This window comes from Sphingobium sp. (assembly GCF_036170395.1).
Lineage (GTDB): Bacteria > Pseudomonadota > Alphaproteobacteria > Sphingomonadales > Sphingomonadaceae > Sphingobium.
The window spans coordinates 15,849-30,237 of record NZ_JAVHPD010000047.1 but is presented as its reverse complement, the minus strand read 5'-3'; the positions used below and the strand labels follow the sequence as shown (position 1 = coordinate 30,237).

The 14,389-nt window shown below is 66.4% G+C and carries 17 protein-coding genes; 13 read left to right on the top strand and 4 right to left on the bottom strand.

The annotated features are described in order from the left end of the window. Positions 1-86 precede the first annotated feature (86 nt). From purH to V2B31_RS12405, 5 genes are all read left to right on the top strand, one after another. The gene (purH, locus tag V2B31_RS12425) at positions 87-1,676 is read left to right on the top strand and encodes a bifunctional phosphoribosylaminoimidazolecarboxamide formyltransferase/IMP cyclohydrolase (protein WP_328278944.1); all 1,590 of its coding nucleotides are present in this window, start codon (positions 87-89) and stop codon (positions 1,674-1,676) included. A 53-nt stretch (positions 1,677-1,729) separates the two neighbouring features. Further along, positions 1,730-3,280, top strand: a complete 1,551-nt coding sequence (locus V2B31_RS12420; protein ID WP_328278942.1) for a hypothetical protein — start codon at positions 1,730-1,732, stop codon at positions 3,278-3,280. A 155-nt stretch (positions 3,281-3,435) separates the two neighbouring features. Then, on the top strand, positions 3,436-3,768 hold the full coding sequence (locus tag V2B31_RS12415) for a UrcA family protein (RefSeq protein WP_328278940.1): 333 nt from the start codon (positions 3,436-3,438) through the stop codon (positions 3,766-3,768). A gap of 287 nt (positions 3,769-4,055) precedes the next feature. Beyond that, positions 4,056-5,591, top strand: a complete 1,536-nt coding sequence (locus V2B31_RS12410; RefSeq protein WP_328278938.1) for an NAD(P)/FAD-dependent oxidoreductase — start codon at positions 4,056-4,058, stop codon at positions 5,589-5,591. A gap of 5 nt (positions 5,592-5,596) precedes the next feature. Further along, positions 5,597-7,357, top strand: coding sequence for a hypothetical protein (locus V2B31_RS12405; RefSeq protein WP_328278936.1), 1,761 nt, complete (start codon positions 5,597-5,599; stop codon positions 7,355-7,357). On the opposite strand, the gene msrB is transcribed toward V2B31_RS12405, so the two are convergent. Genes msrB through V2B31_RS12390 form a run of 3 tightly spaced genes read right to left on the bottom strand, consistent with a single transcriptional unit; the run spans position 7,344 to position 9,989 of the window. Next, the gene (gene msrB / locus V2B31_RS12400) at positions 7,344-7,820 is read right to left on the bottom strand and encodes a peptide-methionine (R)-S-oxide reductase MsrB (protein WP_328278934.1); all 477 of its coding nucleotides are present in this window, start codon (positions 7,818-7,820) and stop codon (positions 7,344-7,346) included. The genes V2B31_RS12405 and msrB overlap by 14 nt on opposite strands. A gap of 19 nt (positions 7,821-7,839) precedes the next feature. Next, positions 7,840-9,030 (bottom strand): ABC transporter permease, encoded by a 1,191-nt coding sequence (locus V2B31_RS12395; RefSeq protein WP_328278932.1) that lies wholly within the window; start codon positions 9,028-9,030, stop codon positions 7,840-7,842. Then, positions 9,027-9,989 carry an ABC transporter ATP-binding protein gene (locus tag V2B31_RS12390; protein ID WP_328278930.1) on the bottom strand — a complete coding sequence of 321 codons (963 nt, stop codon included), beginning with the start codon at positions 9,987-9,989 and terminating at the stop codon, positions 9,027-9,029. Before V2B31_RS12390 ends, V2B31_RS12395 begins: the two co-directional genes overlap by 4 nt. A 43-nt stretch (positions 9,990-10,032) precedes the next feature. On the opposite strand from V2B31_RS12390, the gene queG reads away from it, so the two are divergent. Continuing rightward, positions 10,033-11,058: a tRNA epoxyqueuosine(34) reductase QueG gene (queG, locus tag V2B31_RS12385; RefSeq protein ID WP_328279259.1), complete on the top strand. Its 1,026-nt coding sequence runs from the start codon at positions 10,033-10,035 to the stop codon at positions 11,056-11,058. Between the two features lie 809 nt (positions 11,059-11,867). On the opposite strand, the gene V2B31_RS12380 is transcribed toward queG, so the two are convergent. Continuing rightward, the gene (locus V2B31_RS12380; RefSeq protein ID WP_328278928.1) at positions 11,868-12,011 is read right to left on the bottom strand and encodes a hypothetical protein; all 144 of its coding nucleotides are present in this window, start codon (positions 12,009-12,011) and stop codon (positions 11,868-11,870) included. Here V2B31_RS12380 and V2B31_RS12375 point away from each other — a divergent pair. The 7 genes from V2B31_RS12375 to V2B31_RS12345 are packed head-to-tail and all read left to right on the top strand — an operon-like array spanning position 12,004 to position 14,388. After that, positions 12,004-12,420, top strand: a complete 417-nt coding sequence (locus tag V2B31_RS12375) for a MucR family transcriptional regulator (protein ID WP_328278926.1) — start codon at positions 12,004-12,006, stop codon at positions 12,418-12,420. The two genes, V2B31_RS12380 and V2B31_RS12375, sit on opposite strands and share 8 nt — an antisense overlap. Then, on the top strand, positions 12,417-12,758 hold the full coding sequence (locus V2B31_RS12370; RefSeq protein WP_328278924.1) for a hypothetical protein: 342 nt from the start codon (positions 12,417-12,419) through the stop codon (positions 12,756-12,758). Before V2B31_RS12375 ends, V2B31_RS12370 begins: the two co-directional genes overlap by 4 nt. Further along, positions 12,755-12,976 carry a hypothetical protein gene (locus tag V2B31_RS12365; protein ID WP_328278922.1) on the top strand — a complete coding sequence of 74 codons (222 nt, stop codon included), beginning with the start codon at positions 12,755-12,757 and terminating at the stop codon, positions 12,974-12,976. The genes V2B31_RS12370 and V2B31_RS12365 overlap by 4 nt, the downstream gene beginning before the upstream one ends. Further along, positions 12,973-13,218 (top strand): hypothetical protein, encoded by a 246-nt coding sequence (locus V2B31_RS12360; RefSeq protein ID WP_328278920.1) that lies wholly within the window; start codon positions 12,973-12,975, stop codon positions 13,216-13,218. The genes V2B31_RS12365 and V2B31_RS12360 overlap by 4 nt, the downstream gene beginning before the upstream one ends. Further along, positions 13,215-13,922 carry a hypothetical protein gene (locus V2B31_RS12355; RefSeq protein ID WP_328278918.1) on the top strand — a complete coding sequence of 236 codons (708 nt, stop codon included), beginning with the start codon at positions 13,215-13,217 and terminating at the stop codon, positions 13,920-13,922. The genes V2B31_RS12360 and V2B31_RS12355 overlap by 4 nt, the downstream gene beginning before the upstream one ends. Beyond that, entirely contained in the window at positions 13,919-14,152 is a 234-nt protein-coding gene (locus V2B31_RS12350; protein ID WP_328278916.1) for a hypothetical protein, read from the top strand. The genes V2B31_RS12355 and V2B31_RS12350 overlap by 4 nt, the downstream gene beginning before the upstream one ends. Further along, a complete protein-coding gene (locus V2B31_RS12345; protein WP_328278915.1) occupies positions 14,149-14,388 on the top strand; it encodes a hypothetical protein in 240 nt (79 codons plus the stop codon). Before V2B31_RS12350 ends, V2B31_RS12345 begins: the two co-directional genes overlap by 4 nt. Position 14,389: the final 1 nt, after the last annotated feature.

Here is a 14,389-nt window from a genome sequence, read left to right as displayed (position 1 = left end):
TGCGATGCGCCTGCGCTGTTCCCTCTGCCGCAAAATGGCACTAAGGGACCGCGCAACGCCGTTCCGCCAGTAGAAAGTCCCTGTAAATGACCGATGTCCCCATCAAGCGCGCCCTCCTGTCCGTGTCCGACAAGGCGGGGCTGATCGAGCTGGGGCAGGCGCTTGGGCGTCATGGCGTCGAGCTGGTGTCGACCGGCGGCACGGCCAAGGCGCTGCGCGAGGCGGGCCTCACCGTAAAGGATATTTCCGACCTCACCGGCTTTCCTGAAATGATGGACGGCCGCGTCAAGACGCTGCATCCCAAGGTGCATGGCGGGCTGCTCGCGGTGCGGAACAACCCGGCGCATGTCGCCTCGATGGAGGCGCATGAGATTGGCGCGATCGATCTGGTGGTCGTCAACCTATACCCCTTCGCGCAGACGGTGGCGAAGGGTGCGGGGCGCGGGGAGATCATCGAGAATATCGATATCGGCGGTCCGTCGATGGTCCGCTCCGCCGCGAAGAATCATGAGAGCGTCGCCATTGTCACCGACCCGGCCGACTATGCCCGGCTGATCGCGGAGATGGACGAGAAGGCAGGCGCGACCAGCTATGATTTCCGCCGGATGCTGGCGGCGAAAGCCTATGCGGCGACGGCGGCCTATGATTCGATGATCGCGAGCTGGTTCGCCTTCGCCGATCAGGGCGTGATGTTCCCCGAAACGCTGGCGGTTTCGAGCACGCTGGGCGCGACGCTGCGCTATGGCGAGAATCCGCACCAGTCGGCCGCGCTTTATCTGCCGGTCGGTCCTTCGGCCAACGGCATCGCGCAGGCGCGGCAGGTGCAGGGCAAGGAACTCAGCTACAATAATTATAACGACGCGGACGCCGCGCTGGAGCTGGTGAGCGAATTTCGCGACGGGCCGCCGACCGTGGTGATCGTGAAGCACGCCAATCCCTGCGGCGTCGCCACCGGCGAGACGCTGATCGAAGCCTATGAGGCCGCGCTCGCCTGCGACAGCGTATCGGCCTTCGGCGGCATCATCGCGGTCAACCGGCCGCTCGACGGCCCCACGGCGGAAGCGATCAGCGGCATCTTCACCGAAGTCGTCGCCGCGCCCGATGCGGATGAGGACGCCAAGGCGATCTTCGCGAAGAAGAAGAATCTGCGCCTGCTGCTGACCGGCGCCCTGCCCGATCCGGCGCGCCCCGGCCTTCAGATCAAGAGCATCGCCGGCGGTATGCTGGTGCAAAGCCGCGACAATGGCCAGGTGACGCGCGAGCAATTGAAGGTCGTCACCAAGCGCGAACCGACCGAGCAGGAGCTGAAGGACTGTCTGTTCGCCTGGACCGTCGCCAAGCATGTGAAGTCGAACGCCATCGTTTATGCGAAAGACGGCAGCACCGCCGGTATCGGCGCGGGGCAGATGAACCGGCTCGAATCCGCGCGCATCGCCGCATGGAAGGCGAAGGACGCGGCGGACAAGGCGGGCTGGGCGCAGCCGCGCACGATCGGATCGGCGGTCGCTTCCGACGCCTTCTTCCCCTTCGCCGACGGCCTGCTGGCGGCGGTGGACGCGGGCGCGACGGCGGTGATCCAGCCGGGCGGATCGATCCGCGACGACGAGGTGATCGCGGCGGCGGACGAGGCGGGGCTGGCGATGGTCTTTACAGGGATGCGCCACTTCAGGCATTGAACCGGCCGGGCTCCGCCTCGGGGAAGGCGGCCCTGTTCGACCTGGGGGCTATCATGCGAAATTTTTCTGGCGTGCTGCTCAGCGGCGCGATGCTGCTCGAATCCATGGCTGTTGCGGCCGAAGCGCCCAAGCCAGCGCCCACGGCGGCCGAAACTCCGTCGCCCTTCATCCAGTGCGACGGGCGCAAAGGCCATGCCGGCGCGGGGGAATTGCTGGGCCAGTTGCTGGCGATCAGCGTGACGGCGGGCCTTGCCGGGGACGTCTTCACCAAGGACGACGGCAATGTCGAAAAGCGGCTGACCGGGCGCGCCGGTGCCGATGCTTGCAACCTCGCGATTGCGCAGGAGAGCAATGAAGAACGCCGCGCGCAACTGCTACTGGCGCGAACCATCCACCTGATCGAGGCGGAAGATCTGAACGCGGCGCTCGAAAGCGCGCGCGCATTGTCCACGCTCGCCCCGATCGGCGTGCAGGACTGGGCGTTCAACGCGGGGTTGGGATCGTCCGCCGCTTTCCTGGAAGCCGTGGTTCTCGTGCGGCTCGACCGTCCCGCCGAAGCAGAAGCCGCCGCGCTGCGGTCGGCTGCCTTCGCGCCCTATGATCTGGTCGCCCAATATCGGGTTCCCGCCTATGTCCAGCTGACTCCCACGATCAGCCCCGAGAAAAAGGCCTATCTCGATCAGCTCGTGCGCATGTGCCCGCAACATCTTTCGCTGCGCGCGGAACTCAACGCCTGGATCGGTGACTATGCTGCGGCGGCGAAGGATGAAAGCGACCGGCTGAAGCTCGTTCAGGGATTTGCACCCAAGGCAAAGCCGTTTTTCACCGATGCACTGGTCGCGCTGTATCTGATGATGGCCGGCGATCCACAAGCTGCTGCCATGGCAGCAAAGGCCCGCCAAGGGCTGGACGCCTATGTCGCGGAAGGGGGCGCGCGGTCGGACGCATCAAGCGTCGCCAATATTGAGGAATTGCTGGCCTTCCACGAACTCGGGACACAGGCGGCGCAGGGCAGATGGGCCGAAGCACGGACCGCCTTTGCGGGGCGGACACGATGGCTAGCTGTGCCGCCACCGGTGGTCGCAGACATGTTCGGACGACTTCAGGCGGGATTGCCGGCAGCCGAACGCACCGGCCTTTGGACACGATCGCGCCAAGTTTATCGAGACGAAGCGATGCGCGGCAACCTCAAGCTGTTGCAAAACCCTGATCTTATGAAGAATTATTATGCAAAGGTCGCAAATAGCGTGCGGCAATCCGACTACAACCGCGCATCGGGATCGGTCTGGAAGATCGGCAACAAGCCGCGTTATCTGGTACGAAAGCTGCCCAAGGACGTGACCGATTTCGAGTTTATCAGCGTCGAGCCGAATTTGTGGGGATTGTCTTCGGGCGAAGCGGTCCTGCTCCATGCCGCGCTTATCGCCAGCGCGCGTGGGGTTAACGGCTTTGTCGTGCCCCAAAACCGCACCCGTATTACATCGACGGCCATTCGTTTCGGCAATGCCGGAACCGAGGGCTTCCCGACATCGGCGACATTCAATGCGGAAAAGGTCATCAGCGATCTTTCGCCCAGAATTCCGCAACCGCCCTTGCGGCGCTGATCCCTTCGCACCCGCAAAATAACGCGAATCCGCCACTTTTTCTGAAGTGGCCTCTTTTCTTGCTCACCCTGTGCGATTATTTAGAGCGGCGACCCTACATCCACGTCAGACGTGGGGCGGACCAAGTATAAGACCCGTTCGACAGGAGAAACAGGATGAGCAAGACGACGCTGGCGGTGCTCGCCGCCTCGCTTACGCTCGCGCTGCCCGGCATGGCCAGCGCTGGCAGCAACAGCATGGACGTGATCGTGGATGGCCGTAACGGCGCGGAGACCCGCTCGATCGCCGTTCCCGTGCACGACCTCAATCTCAACAGCGCCAGCGGCCTGCGCCGCGCCGACTATCGCCTGATCCGCGCGTCCAAGCAGGTGTGCGGCTATGTGAACGGGTCGGTGCTGCCCGTGACCGACGATTATCGCACCTGCTACGGCAGCGCGATCGAGGGCGCGCGCAGCGACCTCAACAGCCTGGCCCAGCGCCAGGGCTGACCCCTATCCCGCCTTCCCCTCACGAAGGGGACTGCAGGGGGCCGTTCCGATGCGAGTCGGGGCGGCCCTTTGCCTTTGGCGATTATGTCCTTTAAAGACCCAGAAGGAAAATCCTCCCCTGTAAGGGGAGGATGCCCTGCTCGGCACACGACACCAGGTTTGCAAAGCACATCATCGCCTTGCCTTTATCCGCCGCCCGCATCGTGCTTACCGGCCGTTAACCAGTCCTTAGAGGATTTCCTTCACTTCAGGCCCTGACGAAGGACCATCCGGGGGAAATGCCTGTCATGTCGCGTAGCGAACATAGCGTGGACGTCGCCATCATCGGCGCAGGCCCCGCCGGCCTCACCGCCGCCTATCTGCTGACCAAGCAGGGCTATAGCGTGACGGTGATCGAGAAGGACGCCACCTATGTCGGCGGCATCAGCCGGACGGTGGAGTTGAACGGCTTTCGCTTCGACATTGGCGGGCACCGCTTCTTCTCGAAATCCAGTCAGGTGGTCGATCTCTGGAACGAGATTCTCCCAGACGATTTCATCCAGCGCCCGCGCATGAGCCGCATCTATTATGAGGGCAAATATTACAGCTATCCGCTGCGCGCGTTCGAGGCGCTGTGGAACCTCGGCGTCTGGCGCTCGACGCTGTGCATGGCGAGCTTCGCCAAGGCGCGGCTCTTCCCCAACCGCAACGTCCGTTCCTTCCAGGACTGGACCGTCAACGCCTTCGGCCACAAGCTCTTCTCGATCTTCTTCAAGACCTATACCGAAAAGGTCTGGGGGATGCCGTGCGACGAAATGTCGGCCGACTGGGCGGCGCAGCGGATCAAGGGGCTGTCGCTGTGGGGCGCGGTGACCGACGGGTTGAAGCGCAGCCTGGGCCTCAACAAGCGGCCCAATGACGGCATGGCGACCAAGACCTTGCTGGAGACGTTCCGCTATCCGCGCCTCGGCCCCGGCATGATGTGGGAGGCGGCGCGCGATCATGTGGTGGCGGGCGGCAACCGCGTGCTGATGGCGCACAGCTTCAAGCGGCTGGAGCAGGTGCCGGGCGGCGAGCGCTGGCGGCTGATCGCGCAGGGACCGGACGGCGAGACCGTCATCGAGGCGGGCCATGTCATTTCCTCCGCGCCGATGCGCGAGCTGGCGGGGCGCATCCATCCGCTGCCCGATACATTGCCGCAGGCGATGGACCTTAAATATCGCGATTTCCTGACGGTCGCTTTGATGGTCAAGGGCGACGACATCTTTCCCGACAACTGGATCTATATCCACGATCCGCGCGTGCAGGTCGGCCGCATCCAGAATTTCCGCAGCTGGTCGCCCGAAATGGTGCCCGATCCTTCGCTCGCCTGCGTCGGCCTTGAATATTTCTGCTTTGAGGGCGACGGGCTCTGGTCGTCGTCCGACGCGGACCTGATCGCGCTGGCGACAAAGGAAATGGCGCAGCTTGGCCTGTGCAGCCCCGACGCGGTCGTCGGCGGCGCGGTGGTGCGGCAGGAAAAAGCCTATCCGGTCTATGACGATGCCTATGCGGCGAACGTGCAGGCGATGCGCGGCGAGTTGGAGGCGCGCTATCCCACGCTCCACATGGTCGGGCGCAACGGGATGCACCGCTACAATAATCAGGATCATGCGATGATGACGGCGATGCTGACCGTCCGCAATATCGTCGCGGGCGCGCGGGTCCATGATGTGTGGCAAGTCAACGAGGACGCCGAATATCATGAGGCGGGCGACGAAGGGCAGATCGGCGCGACCGAGGCCGACGCGCAGGCCGCGCTCGGCAGCGTGCGCGCCGTGCCGTCGCGGCTGAAGGCCGCCTGACGCCGATGTCGCGGGAGCGGCGCGCGCCTGAGTTGCGCCGGGCCGCGCTCTGGGCGCTGCTGGCGTGGCTGGCTTGCGCTGTCGTCATGCTCTGGCTGTTCCGCGCCAATTATGCGGGATTGAGCTTTCGCGATCCCGACGATGCGATGCGTCTGGCGCAGATACGCGACTGGATCGGCGGGCAATCCTTCTGGGACGTCAGCCAGCATCGGGTGAACCCGCCCGTCGGCGGCCCGATGCACTGGAGCCGGATCGTCGACATGCCCGTCACCGCCCTTATCCTGGTGCTGCGGCCGATACTGGGCGCGGGCGCGGCGGAGCTGGTCGCCTGTCTTGCCGTGCCGCTGCTGCTGCTGGGCGGGCTGGTCGCCGCTGTGTTCGTCGCGGCGCGGCGGATGGCGGGGGCGATGGTCGCGCTGATCGCCGTCGCGCTGCTGCTGACCGGCCCCAGCATCCTCGTCCAGTTCACGCCGCTGCGGATCGACCATCATGGCTGGCAGATAGTGCTGGCGACGCTGGCCCTGGCTGGCGCGATGGATGCGCGGGCGCGGCGCGGCGGGATCGTTGCGGGCCTGGCGATCGCGACATGGCTCCAGATTTCGAGCGAGGCTTTGCCCTATGCCGCGCTGTTCGGCGCGGTGTTTGGGCTGCGCCACTGGATCGCGCAGGATCAGGCGGCGCGCTTCATCGGTTTTGCCGGCGCGCTGGGCGGCACGGCGCTGCCGATGCTGGTGGCGCTGCGTGGACCGGGCGCGGCGATCACATCCTATTGCGACGCCCTTTCGGCAGTCTATGCCTGGCCGCTCGCCGCCTTTGCCGGAGCGACGCTGGTGGCGGCGCGCTGGCGGGGGACCGCTTCGGGCGCCGACCGCTTCGCCATCGCGGCGATCGGCGGCGGGGCGGCGGTGCTGGTCTTCGCGCTGACCGGCGGACCATGCCTGACCGGCGATCCCTTCGCGGCTTTGGGGCCGACCGCCTATCGCCTCTGGTATCTTCAGGTGATGGAGGGCCGGCCGATCTGGGAGCAGAGCGCGTCGATGTGGGGCGTGATCCTGCTGCCGCCGCTCGCCGGCCTTATCGCCTCGATCGCCGCCGGCCGGCGCGCGCAGGGCGAGGCGCGGATGCGCTGGCTGGCGCTGGCGCTGCTGATCGCGGGCGCGACGGGCGTGGCGTGCCTCGTCATGCGCGCGCTGTCCTTGGCGCATGTTTTCGCGCTGCCCGCCCTTGGCTGGGCGATCCTGGCCTTGTTCCGGCGGGTGCAGGCCAGCTTGTCCATGCCGGTGCGGGTGCTGGGATCGGTGGCGCTGGTGCTGCTGACGCCGGCGGGCCTGTGCGGCGCCTGGATCGCGGTGGCGGCCAAGTCCGAGCCGGCGAAACCCGCCGGCCTTGGCTGCAAGACGCCGGAAAGTTTCGCGCTGCTCCGCCGCCTGCCGCCGACGACGCTGTTCGCGCCCATCGACCTTGGCCCCGACATTCTCGTCCAGACCCGGCACCGCGTGATCGCCACCGCGCATCATCGCAATGCGGCGGGCATCACCGCCGTGATCGATGGCTTCGTGCAACCGCCGGAGCGGGCGCGCAGCGTCATCATGCGCACGAGCGCCGCTTATCTGCTCGGCTGCGACAGCCTCTCGGAAGTGGCGGCCTACCGCCGCGCCTATCCCAACGGCCTTGCGGCGATGCTGGCGAAAGGGCGCGTGCCCGCCTGGCTGGAGCCGCTGCCCGGCGCCGGGCCGCTGCGCCTCTACCGCATCAGGCCGGAATGAAGCGCATCGCGACGCCGTTCATGCAGTAGCGCAGCCCGGTGGGCTTCGGCCCGTCGTCGAACACATGGCCCAGATGCCCGCCGCAGCGCGCGCAATGGACTTCGGTGCGCGCATAGCCCAGGTCGAAGTCGCGGCTCGTACCCACCGCCTTGGGCAGCGGCCGCCAGAAGCTCGGCCAGCCGGTGCCGCTGTCGAACTTGGTCGCCGAACTGAACAATTGCTGGTCGCAGCCGGCGCAGGCGAAGACGCCCTTGCGATGCTCCTTGTTGAGCGGGCTGCTGCCGGGATATTCGGTGGCTTGCTGGCGCAGCACCTTATAGGCCCAGGGGCTGAGCTTCTTGCGCCATTGCTCGTCGGTCAGGGCATAGGGATAGGCGGCTTCCGCCGCGCCGGGCAACATCTGCCACAGCGCGATGCCGGCAACGCCGCCGCCCAATATACCAAGGAAATGCCGCCGGTTCATGGCCCCTCCCCTAGTCCGCTCAGCCTGTCGCCGGCCTGAACAGCGTCTTCCACCAGCGCCCGCCCGACTGCATCACATGCCGCCGGAACAGCAGCACGCCGACGCGGATGATGAGCGCCACGAACGCCGCCTGCCAGACGAGCGCGAGCAGATGCGGCCAGACCGCCCCGTCCTGCGCCGCCCGCGCGATCATGGTAAAGGGCGAACTCCAGGGGAAGAGGCAGGCCGCGATCTCGGCCGGCGATCCGATATGATCGACGGCGTAGCTGGCGAAGAAGAAGATCAGCATCTGCCCCATGGTGATCGGCATGTTGAGCGTCTGCACCTCGCGCACGGTCGCCGCCTGCGCCCCGATCCCCAGGAACAGCGATCCCAGCAGCGTATAGGCCATGGCGAAATAGAGGACGCACAGGATCAGGAACAGGGGCCAGCCCACCGCCGGCGTCGGCAGCGCGGTCGCATGGCCGCCCAGCGCCGCGAAGATACCGAAGGCGGTCGCGCCCCAGAAGGCGATGCCGACAAAGCTCATCGCCAGCATCGCCATCAGCTTGCCGAGGAAAATCGCGTCGATCGGCACGGCGGCGGCGAGTATCTCGATGATCTTGTTTGTCTTTTCTTCGACCAGATTGGACAGGATCATGCCCGCCAGCAATATGGTGAGGAAGAACATCACCACCTGCGCGATCCGCCCGATCAACAGCCGCGCCTGCGCCTGCGCGCCGAGGCTCGTCGCCACTTCCTGCCGCTCGACCTTCACGAGGCGCAGCGTCTTTTCCGCCTTGGCCGCGCTGGCAAGGAGGCTGAGATCGCCCTGGAGCCTGTCCAGATCCTCGGGCTTTCCGGTCAGCACCGGGCGGGAAACGCTGCCCGACAGGATCGCGACCACCGCCGAATCGGGGCGGGCCAGCTGCGCGCGCGGCGTGGGGCTGGCCGGCACGCGGCGCAGGCGCGGCAGCGCGCGCTCGCCCATCCGCTCGGTCAGCCGCGCATGGGCGCGCTCGATAGCCGCTATGTCCGCCGCCGGCATGGCAAGGCCGACGATCGGGCGCAGGTCGGTGCTGCTGATCCGCTCACCCAGGCCGCCGAAGGCGAAGCCGATCAGGATCGGCAGCAACGGCCCCAACAGGAACAGGATGAAGGTGCGCGACAGCACTACCGCGCTGAAATCGCGCCGCGCGATGACGAAGGCGGCGCGCCAGAGTTCCCTCATGCCGCCTCCTCCTCCGCGCGCGCATCCATCGCCCGCGCCGCGTCCGCCCCGGCGATGGCGACGAAGGCGTCGTGCAGCCCCGGCCGCTCGATCGACAGGCTTTCGATGCCTGCTTTATCGTCTATCAGCGCGCGCAGCAGCGGCTCTATCCCTTCTTCGGGCAGCGCGAAATGCCATGCCCCGTCGTCGGCGACCGTATCCGCCGGCAGCGCCCGCCGCCATGCGCCGTCGATCATGCGCGTGCGCAGCCGCACCTGCGGTCGCAGCCGGTCGCGCGCTTCTCCCGGCGTGCCCTCGAAACGGATGCGACCGCCCGCGACGATCGCGATCCGTTCACAGAGGCGCTCGGCATGAGCGATGACATGGGTGGAAAAGAGGATGGTGACGCCGCGCCGCGCCTGATCGCGGATCAGCGCCTCCAGCTTCTCCTGGTTGATCGCGTCGAGGCCGGAAAAGGGCTCGTCCAGCACGATGAGGCGCGGCTGATGGACGATGGTGCCGAACAATTGGACCGTCTGGGCCATGCCCTTGGAGAGCTGCCGGATCGGCTTGTCGATCGCGCCGCCCAGCCCATGCCGCTCCATCAGCGCCCGCCCCCGCCTGCGCCCTTCGGCGAGCGGCAGCCCGCGCAAGGCGCCCATGAAGGCGATCGCCTCGGCCGCCTTCATCGAGGGATAGAGGCCGCGTTCCTCGGGCAGATAGCCGACCTGCCGCGCCATCCTGAGCGGCTGATCCGCGCCCAGCAGCGCGCGATGCCCTTCATCGGGATCGACGATGCCGAGCAGGGTCCGCAGCAAGGTCGTTTTGCCCGCGCCGTTTGGGCCGAGAATGCCGTAGATCGCGCCGGCCGGCACCGCGATGTCGATGCCGTCCACCGCGCGGAAGCTGCCGAAATTCTTGACAAGCCCATGGCCTTCGACGGCATAGGGGCTTTCCGGGGCCGGGACGTCACCGTTCATCCCGCCCTGATAGTCTGGACCTGGGCCTGTGCAAACCGAAACCTTGGAGCAGCGGTTGAAGGATGAGGCCGCGCGGCTGGGCTTTGCCGCCTGCCGCATCGCACCCGCCGACGCTGCGCCGCAAGCGGCGGCGCGGCTACGCGCCTGGCTGGACGCCGGGCATCATGGCGACATGCTGTGGATGGAGGAGCGGGCCGCGCAGCGCGGGTCGCCCAAAGAGTTGTGGCCGCAGGTGCGCAGCGTCGTGATGCTGGGGATGAGCTATGCGCCGGGGCGCGATCCGCTGGCGCTGGAGGGCGTGGGCGACCGGGGGCGCATCTCTGTCTATGCGCAGGGGAAGGATTATCATGATGTCGTCAAGAAGGGGCTAAAAAGCCTCGCCCGCTGGCTGGTGGAGCAGCGGCCCGGCAGCCTCAAGGTCTTTGTCGATACCGCGCCGGTGATGGAAAAGCCGTTGGCGCAAGGCGCTGGGCTGGGTTGGCAGGGCAAGCACAGCAATCTCGTCAGCCGAAGCCATGGCAGCTGGCTGTTCCTGGGGGCGATCTACAGCGAGCTGGCGCTGGCGCCCGACGCGGCGGAGAGCGATCATTGCGGCAGTTGCACCGCCTGCCAGACCGCCTGCCCGACCGACGCCTTCCCCGCGCCCTACCGGGTCGATGCGCGGCGCTGCATCTCCTACCTCACGATCGAGCATAAGGGGCCGATCCCGCACGATCTGCGCGCCGGGATCGGCAACCGAATCTATGGCTGCGACGATTGCCTGGCGGTGTGCCCGTGGAACAAGTTTGCGGACATGGGGGCGGCGAACCGCGCGTTCCTGGGCCGCGCGGAACTGGCCGCGCCCGCGCTCGCCGACCTGCTCGACCTCGACGACGCGGCGTTTCGGGAGATTTTCTCCGGCTCCCCGATCAAGCGCATCGGCCGCAACCGGATGGTCCGCAACGCCGCGATCGCGGCAGGGAACAGCGGCGACGCGCGGCTGCTGGCGCGACTACAACCGTTGACGCAGGATGCCGATCCGGTGGTGGCGGAAGCGGCGGCTTGGGCGATATCGCGGCTCAAAACATGAATTGACCCCGTCATCCCGGCCCTGAGCCGGGATCCCGCTCCTTCTCCTCGCCTCCGAGAAAGGAAAGCGGGATGCCGGGTCAAGCCCGGCATGACGGAGTAGGGCTGTTAGCTGGTTCGCGCGGGGGCACGAAGACGCGACGGGAAAAGCCTTTCCTAGTAGGATTTTCTATGCCCTATCCTCCTGGATGATCCCGCCCTTCGTCCAGCACCGCAGCCCCCCCCCCCGGCGCGCAACAGGCGCGTGCCTGTGACCCGGTTGTGACCCTGCGGTTGCCTCATCATGACCCGACAGTGACCCGACCGATACCTTACGGGCGCTGTAAGGGGACAGAAGGATTTAGAGGGATTTGACGCCCCAAGAATTGGGCGTTGAGGCGGGATTATCCGCGACAATCCGGGATTACGTGGGACAGAATTGGCGGATTGCCGTGCTTTTGTGGGGGCGCTGTAAAAAATTGGGCGATCGGGGAGCACGGGGCGCTGTGTCTAGAGTGGTCGCCGAAATATACAGGGGTGGGACCAGAGCGTTTGGAGTGGGCGTCTTCTGAGAGGGTTTTAGAGGATGTGCGGCCCTTGGCGCTTAAATGGCTCTCATCCGCCATTTTCGGGCCTCTGAGAGGCGGATAAGAGGGGCGCGGACGGGCGCGACGCCATGAATGGGGCAAAAAGAAGTGGGACCATGGAGGTCCCAGTTTGCGCGGGAGGTCCCACTTCCAAAAATCGGCGGAAATGCGCGGATAATGCCAGCCGCGGCGAGGGTGTGCGGCAGGTTTGGGCTGATCGAACTGGGCCGAATTTTTTTGGCGCTCAGTCGCCCAGGATCGACAGAACCAGGCTGGCGAGAAAGGCGGCGATGGCGAGGCCGACGAACGCGGCCAGGACGAAGCGGCAGCCGGGCCGGCCGGGCGGATCGGCGCCGGCCGCGACCGGGGCGACGAAGTATATGGACAATGCCGGCGCGAACATCGCGCGGCTGTCCGCCGAACAGCAGCGCAGCTGGGCACCAGCGTTTGCGGATACGATCAAGCCGAGCGCGCTGGAGGCGATGCGCGATGCCATCGTCGCGCGGATGCAGGCCGAGGGACTGGCGGTGCCGGATGCGCCAGCCGCGCCCGCCGAGAAGCCGACGCCGGCCGTGCCGCTGCGCGCCTCGGTCAAGCCTGACTACATCGCCTGCCTGGAATGCGGCGCGCGCGAGGTGCAGTTGAAGCGCCATCTTCGTTCCGCCCACGGCCTGCAGCCGGGCCAGTATATCGCCAAATGGGGGCTGCCCGCAGACTATCCCCTGGTCGCCCCCAATCACGCCGAAGAACGCCGTGAGCAGGCCATGAAGCTCGGGCTGAAGGGAGGCGCGAAGTGATCCGCCGCACCTTCTACAAGGCCGATGTCCTCTGTTCCGCCGAGGGCTGCGACGTGCCGGTCGGCAAGGGGCAGCTCTTCTGCAAGGGCCATTATTTCAGCCTGCCGCGCGCCCTTCGCGATGCGCTCTGGGGGGCATGGCGCGCGGCGATGAACGCCCGACGGGATTGCAAGCCGCGCGTCGAGCAGGCCGCCGCCAATGCCGCTTACCAAGTCGCTTTCCAGAACTGCTGCGAACATCTGCGCACCGCGCGTGCCACAACGGCCGAGGCGATGACCACCGTCGCGATCGCCGCCGATGGCGAGCGCGTCACCTATGCCAATGGGAGGATGCTGTGACGCGCCACCTGACAAAGAAGCAGATCGGCCTCTTGGAAACCTTGGCGAAGGGCGTGATTGTCGCCCCCTGGTCCACGATCGACCTAGTCAAACTCTCGCAGCAGAAGCTCGTTTCAGAAACGCTCGCCTTCGGAGTAAACGGACGGCTCCACAGCAGCAAGATATGGACGCTGACCGACGAAGGCTGCCGCTATCTTGATGAAAGGGGCGCGGCATGAGCAGTGTTGCCGAGCTGCGCACCTTGGTTGCCGACATTCGCATGAGCCTCGACAGCGGGGAGTCGCCCTGCAAGATCGTGGATGCGCTGGTTCGCGAACGCGGCGCGCGCAGGCGCTACAATTGCGGCTCCGACCATCTAAGGCTTGCGGGGGTCACGGCCAGCTGCACCAGCGAAAATCATCTGCTCGGTGCCTGGGTTCGCGCGGCTGAGCGCCGCATTGCCAAGGAAACGGCGAAGTGACCGCCGCGCTCCGCCCTGATCGGCATCCGCAGGACTGGTATGTCGAGCAGACATGGACCGTCCAGGCGCTGATGCGGATGGTCGCGTTCGACCGCGACTATCTGGTGTGGGACCCGTGCTGCGGACTGGGGACCATACCCACCGCCTTCGCGGCGGCAGGGTTCGACGCGGTCGGCACCGATCTGGTCGACCGCTGGCTACCGACCGAGCCGGCGCACCTGTTCTTTGGCGAGCATGACATGATCGGCGAGCAGCGCCACATGCTGGAAAGCTGGGCGATGCTTTCGATCGTCTTCAACCCGCCCTACAGCTATGCCGATGACATTGCCGAGCGGTGCGTGCGCCGGGCGCTGTCGGTGGCGTCGGGCAAGGTGTGCGCGCTGCTGCCGATCCGCTGGCGGGCGAGCGAGAAGCGCTTCGATTTCTTCCAGCGCTTCCCGCCGCTCCAGATCCTCGAATTCTGCGATCGCCCGTCGATGCCGCCCGGCACGGCGCTGGCCGATATCGATCCGGCGACCGGCCGGCCCACCGCCTGGCGGCGCGGGAAAACGGATTATGCCTGGTATGTTTGGGACCGGCATATCCCCAAGCCCGACACCGTGACCCGCATCATCCCGCCCCGCGCGCCAGAGCAGAAGGTCATCGACCGGCTGTTCGACCTGCGTCGGGTGGGCGTGCTTCCCCAGCTGGAGATGGCCGCATGAGCATCGTTCGCAACGGGAGCTACCCCGCACCCCCTTGCCAAGTCGATCGACTAACTGGCGGGAGGATAGTCCCAGACATTGTCTTCGACTTGCTCGAGGTGGATTTCGCGATCCATTCATACATTCAAGACGGCCATCCCGGCCCCTGCGTCATCTTCACCATTGATGACCGATTTATGGACTGGTCGCCCAGCCTGACAATTGAGCGCGCCGAAAGGGCCGCCGCATGACCGAGCCATCCGCCCAGGCCGAGCGCTTCCACCGCGCGCGTGCCGAATTCGAGGAGGCGACGGCGGCCGGCTGCTCCATCCTGGAGCTACGCCGCCGCAAGGTCGCGATCCGCGTCGCCTTGCGCGAACGCGCCTGCGCGCAAGTCGCCGCCCGCACCGCCGACATGATGGACGATGGCGCAGCCATCCAGGGCGGTTTTCGCGCCTGGGACTGCCGCCACATGATGAGGGACTGAG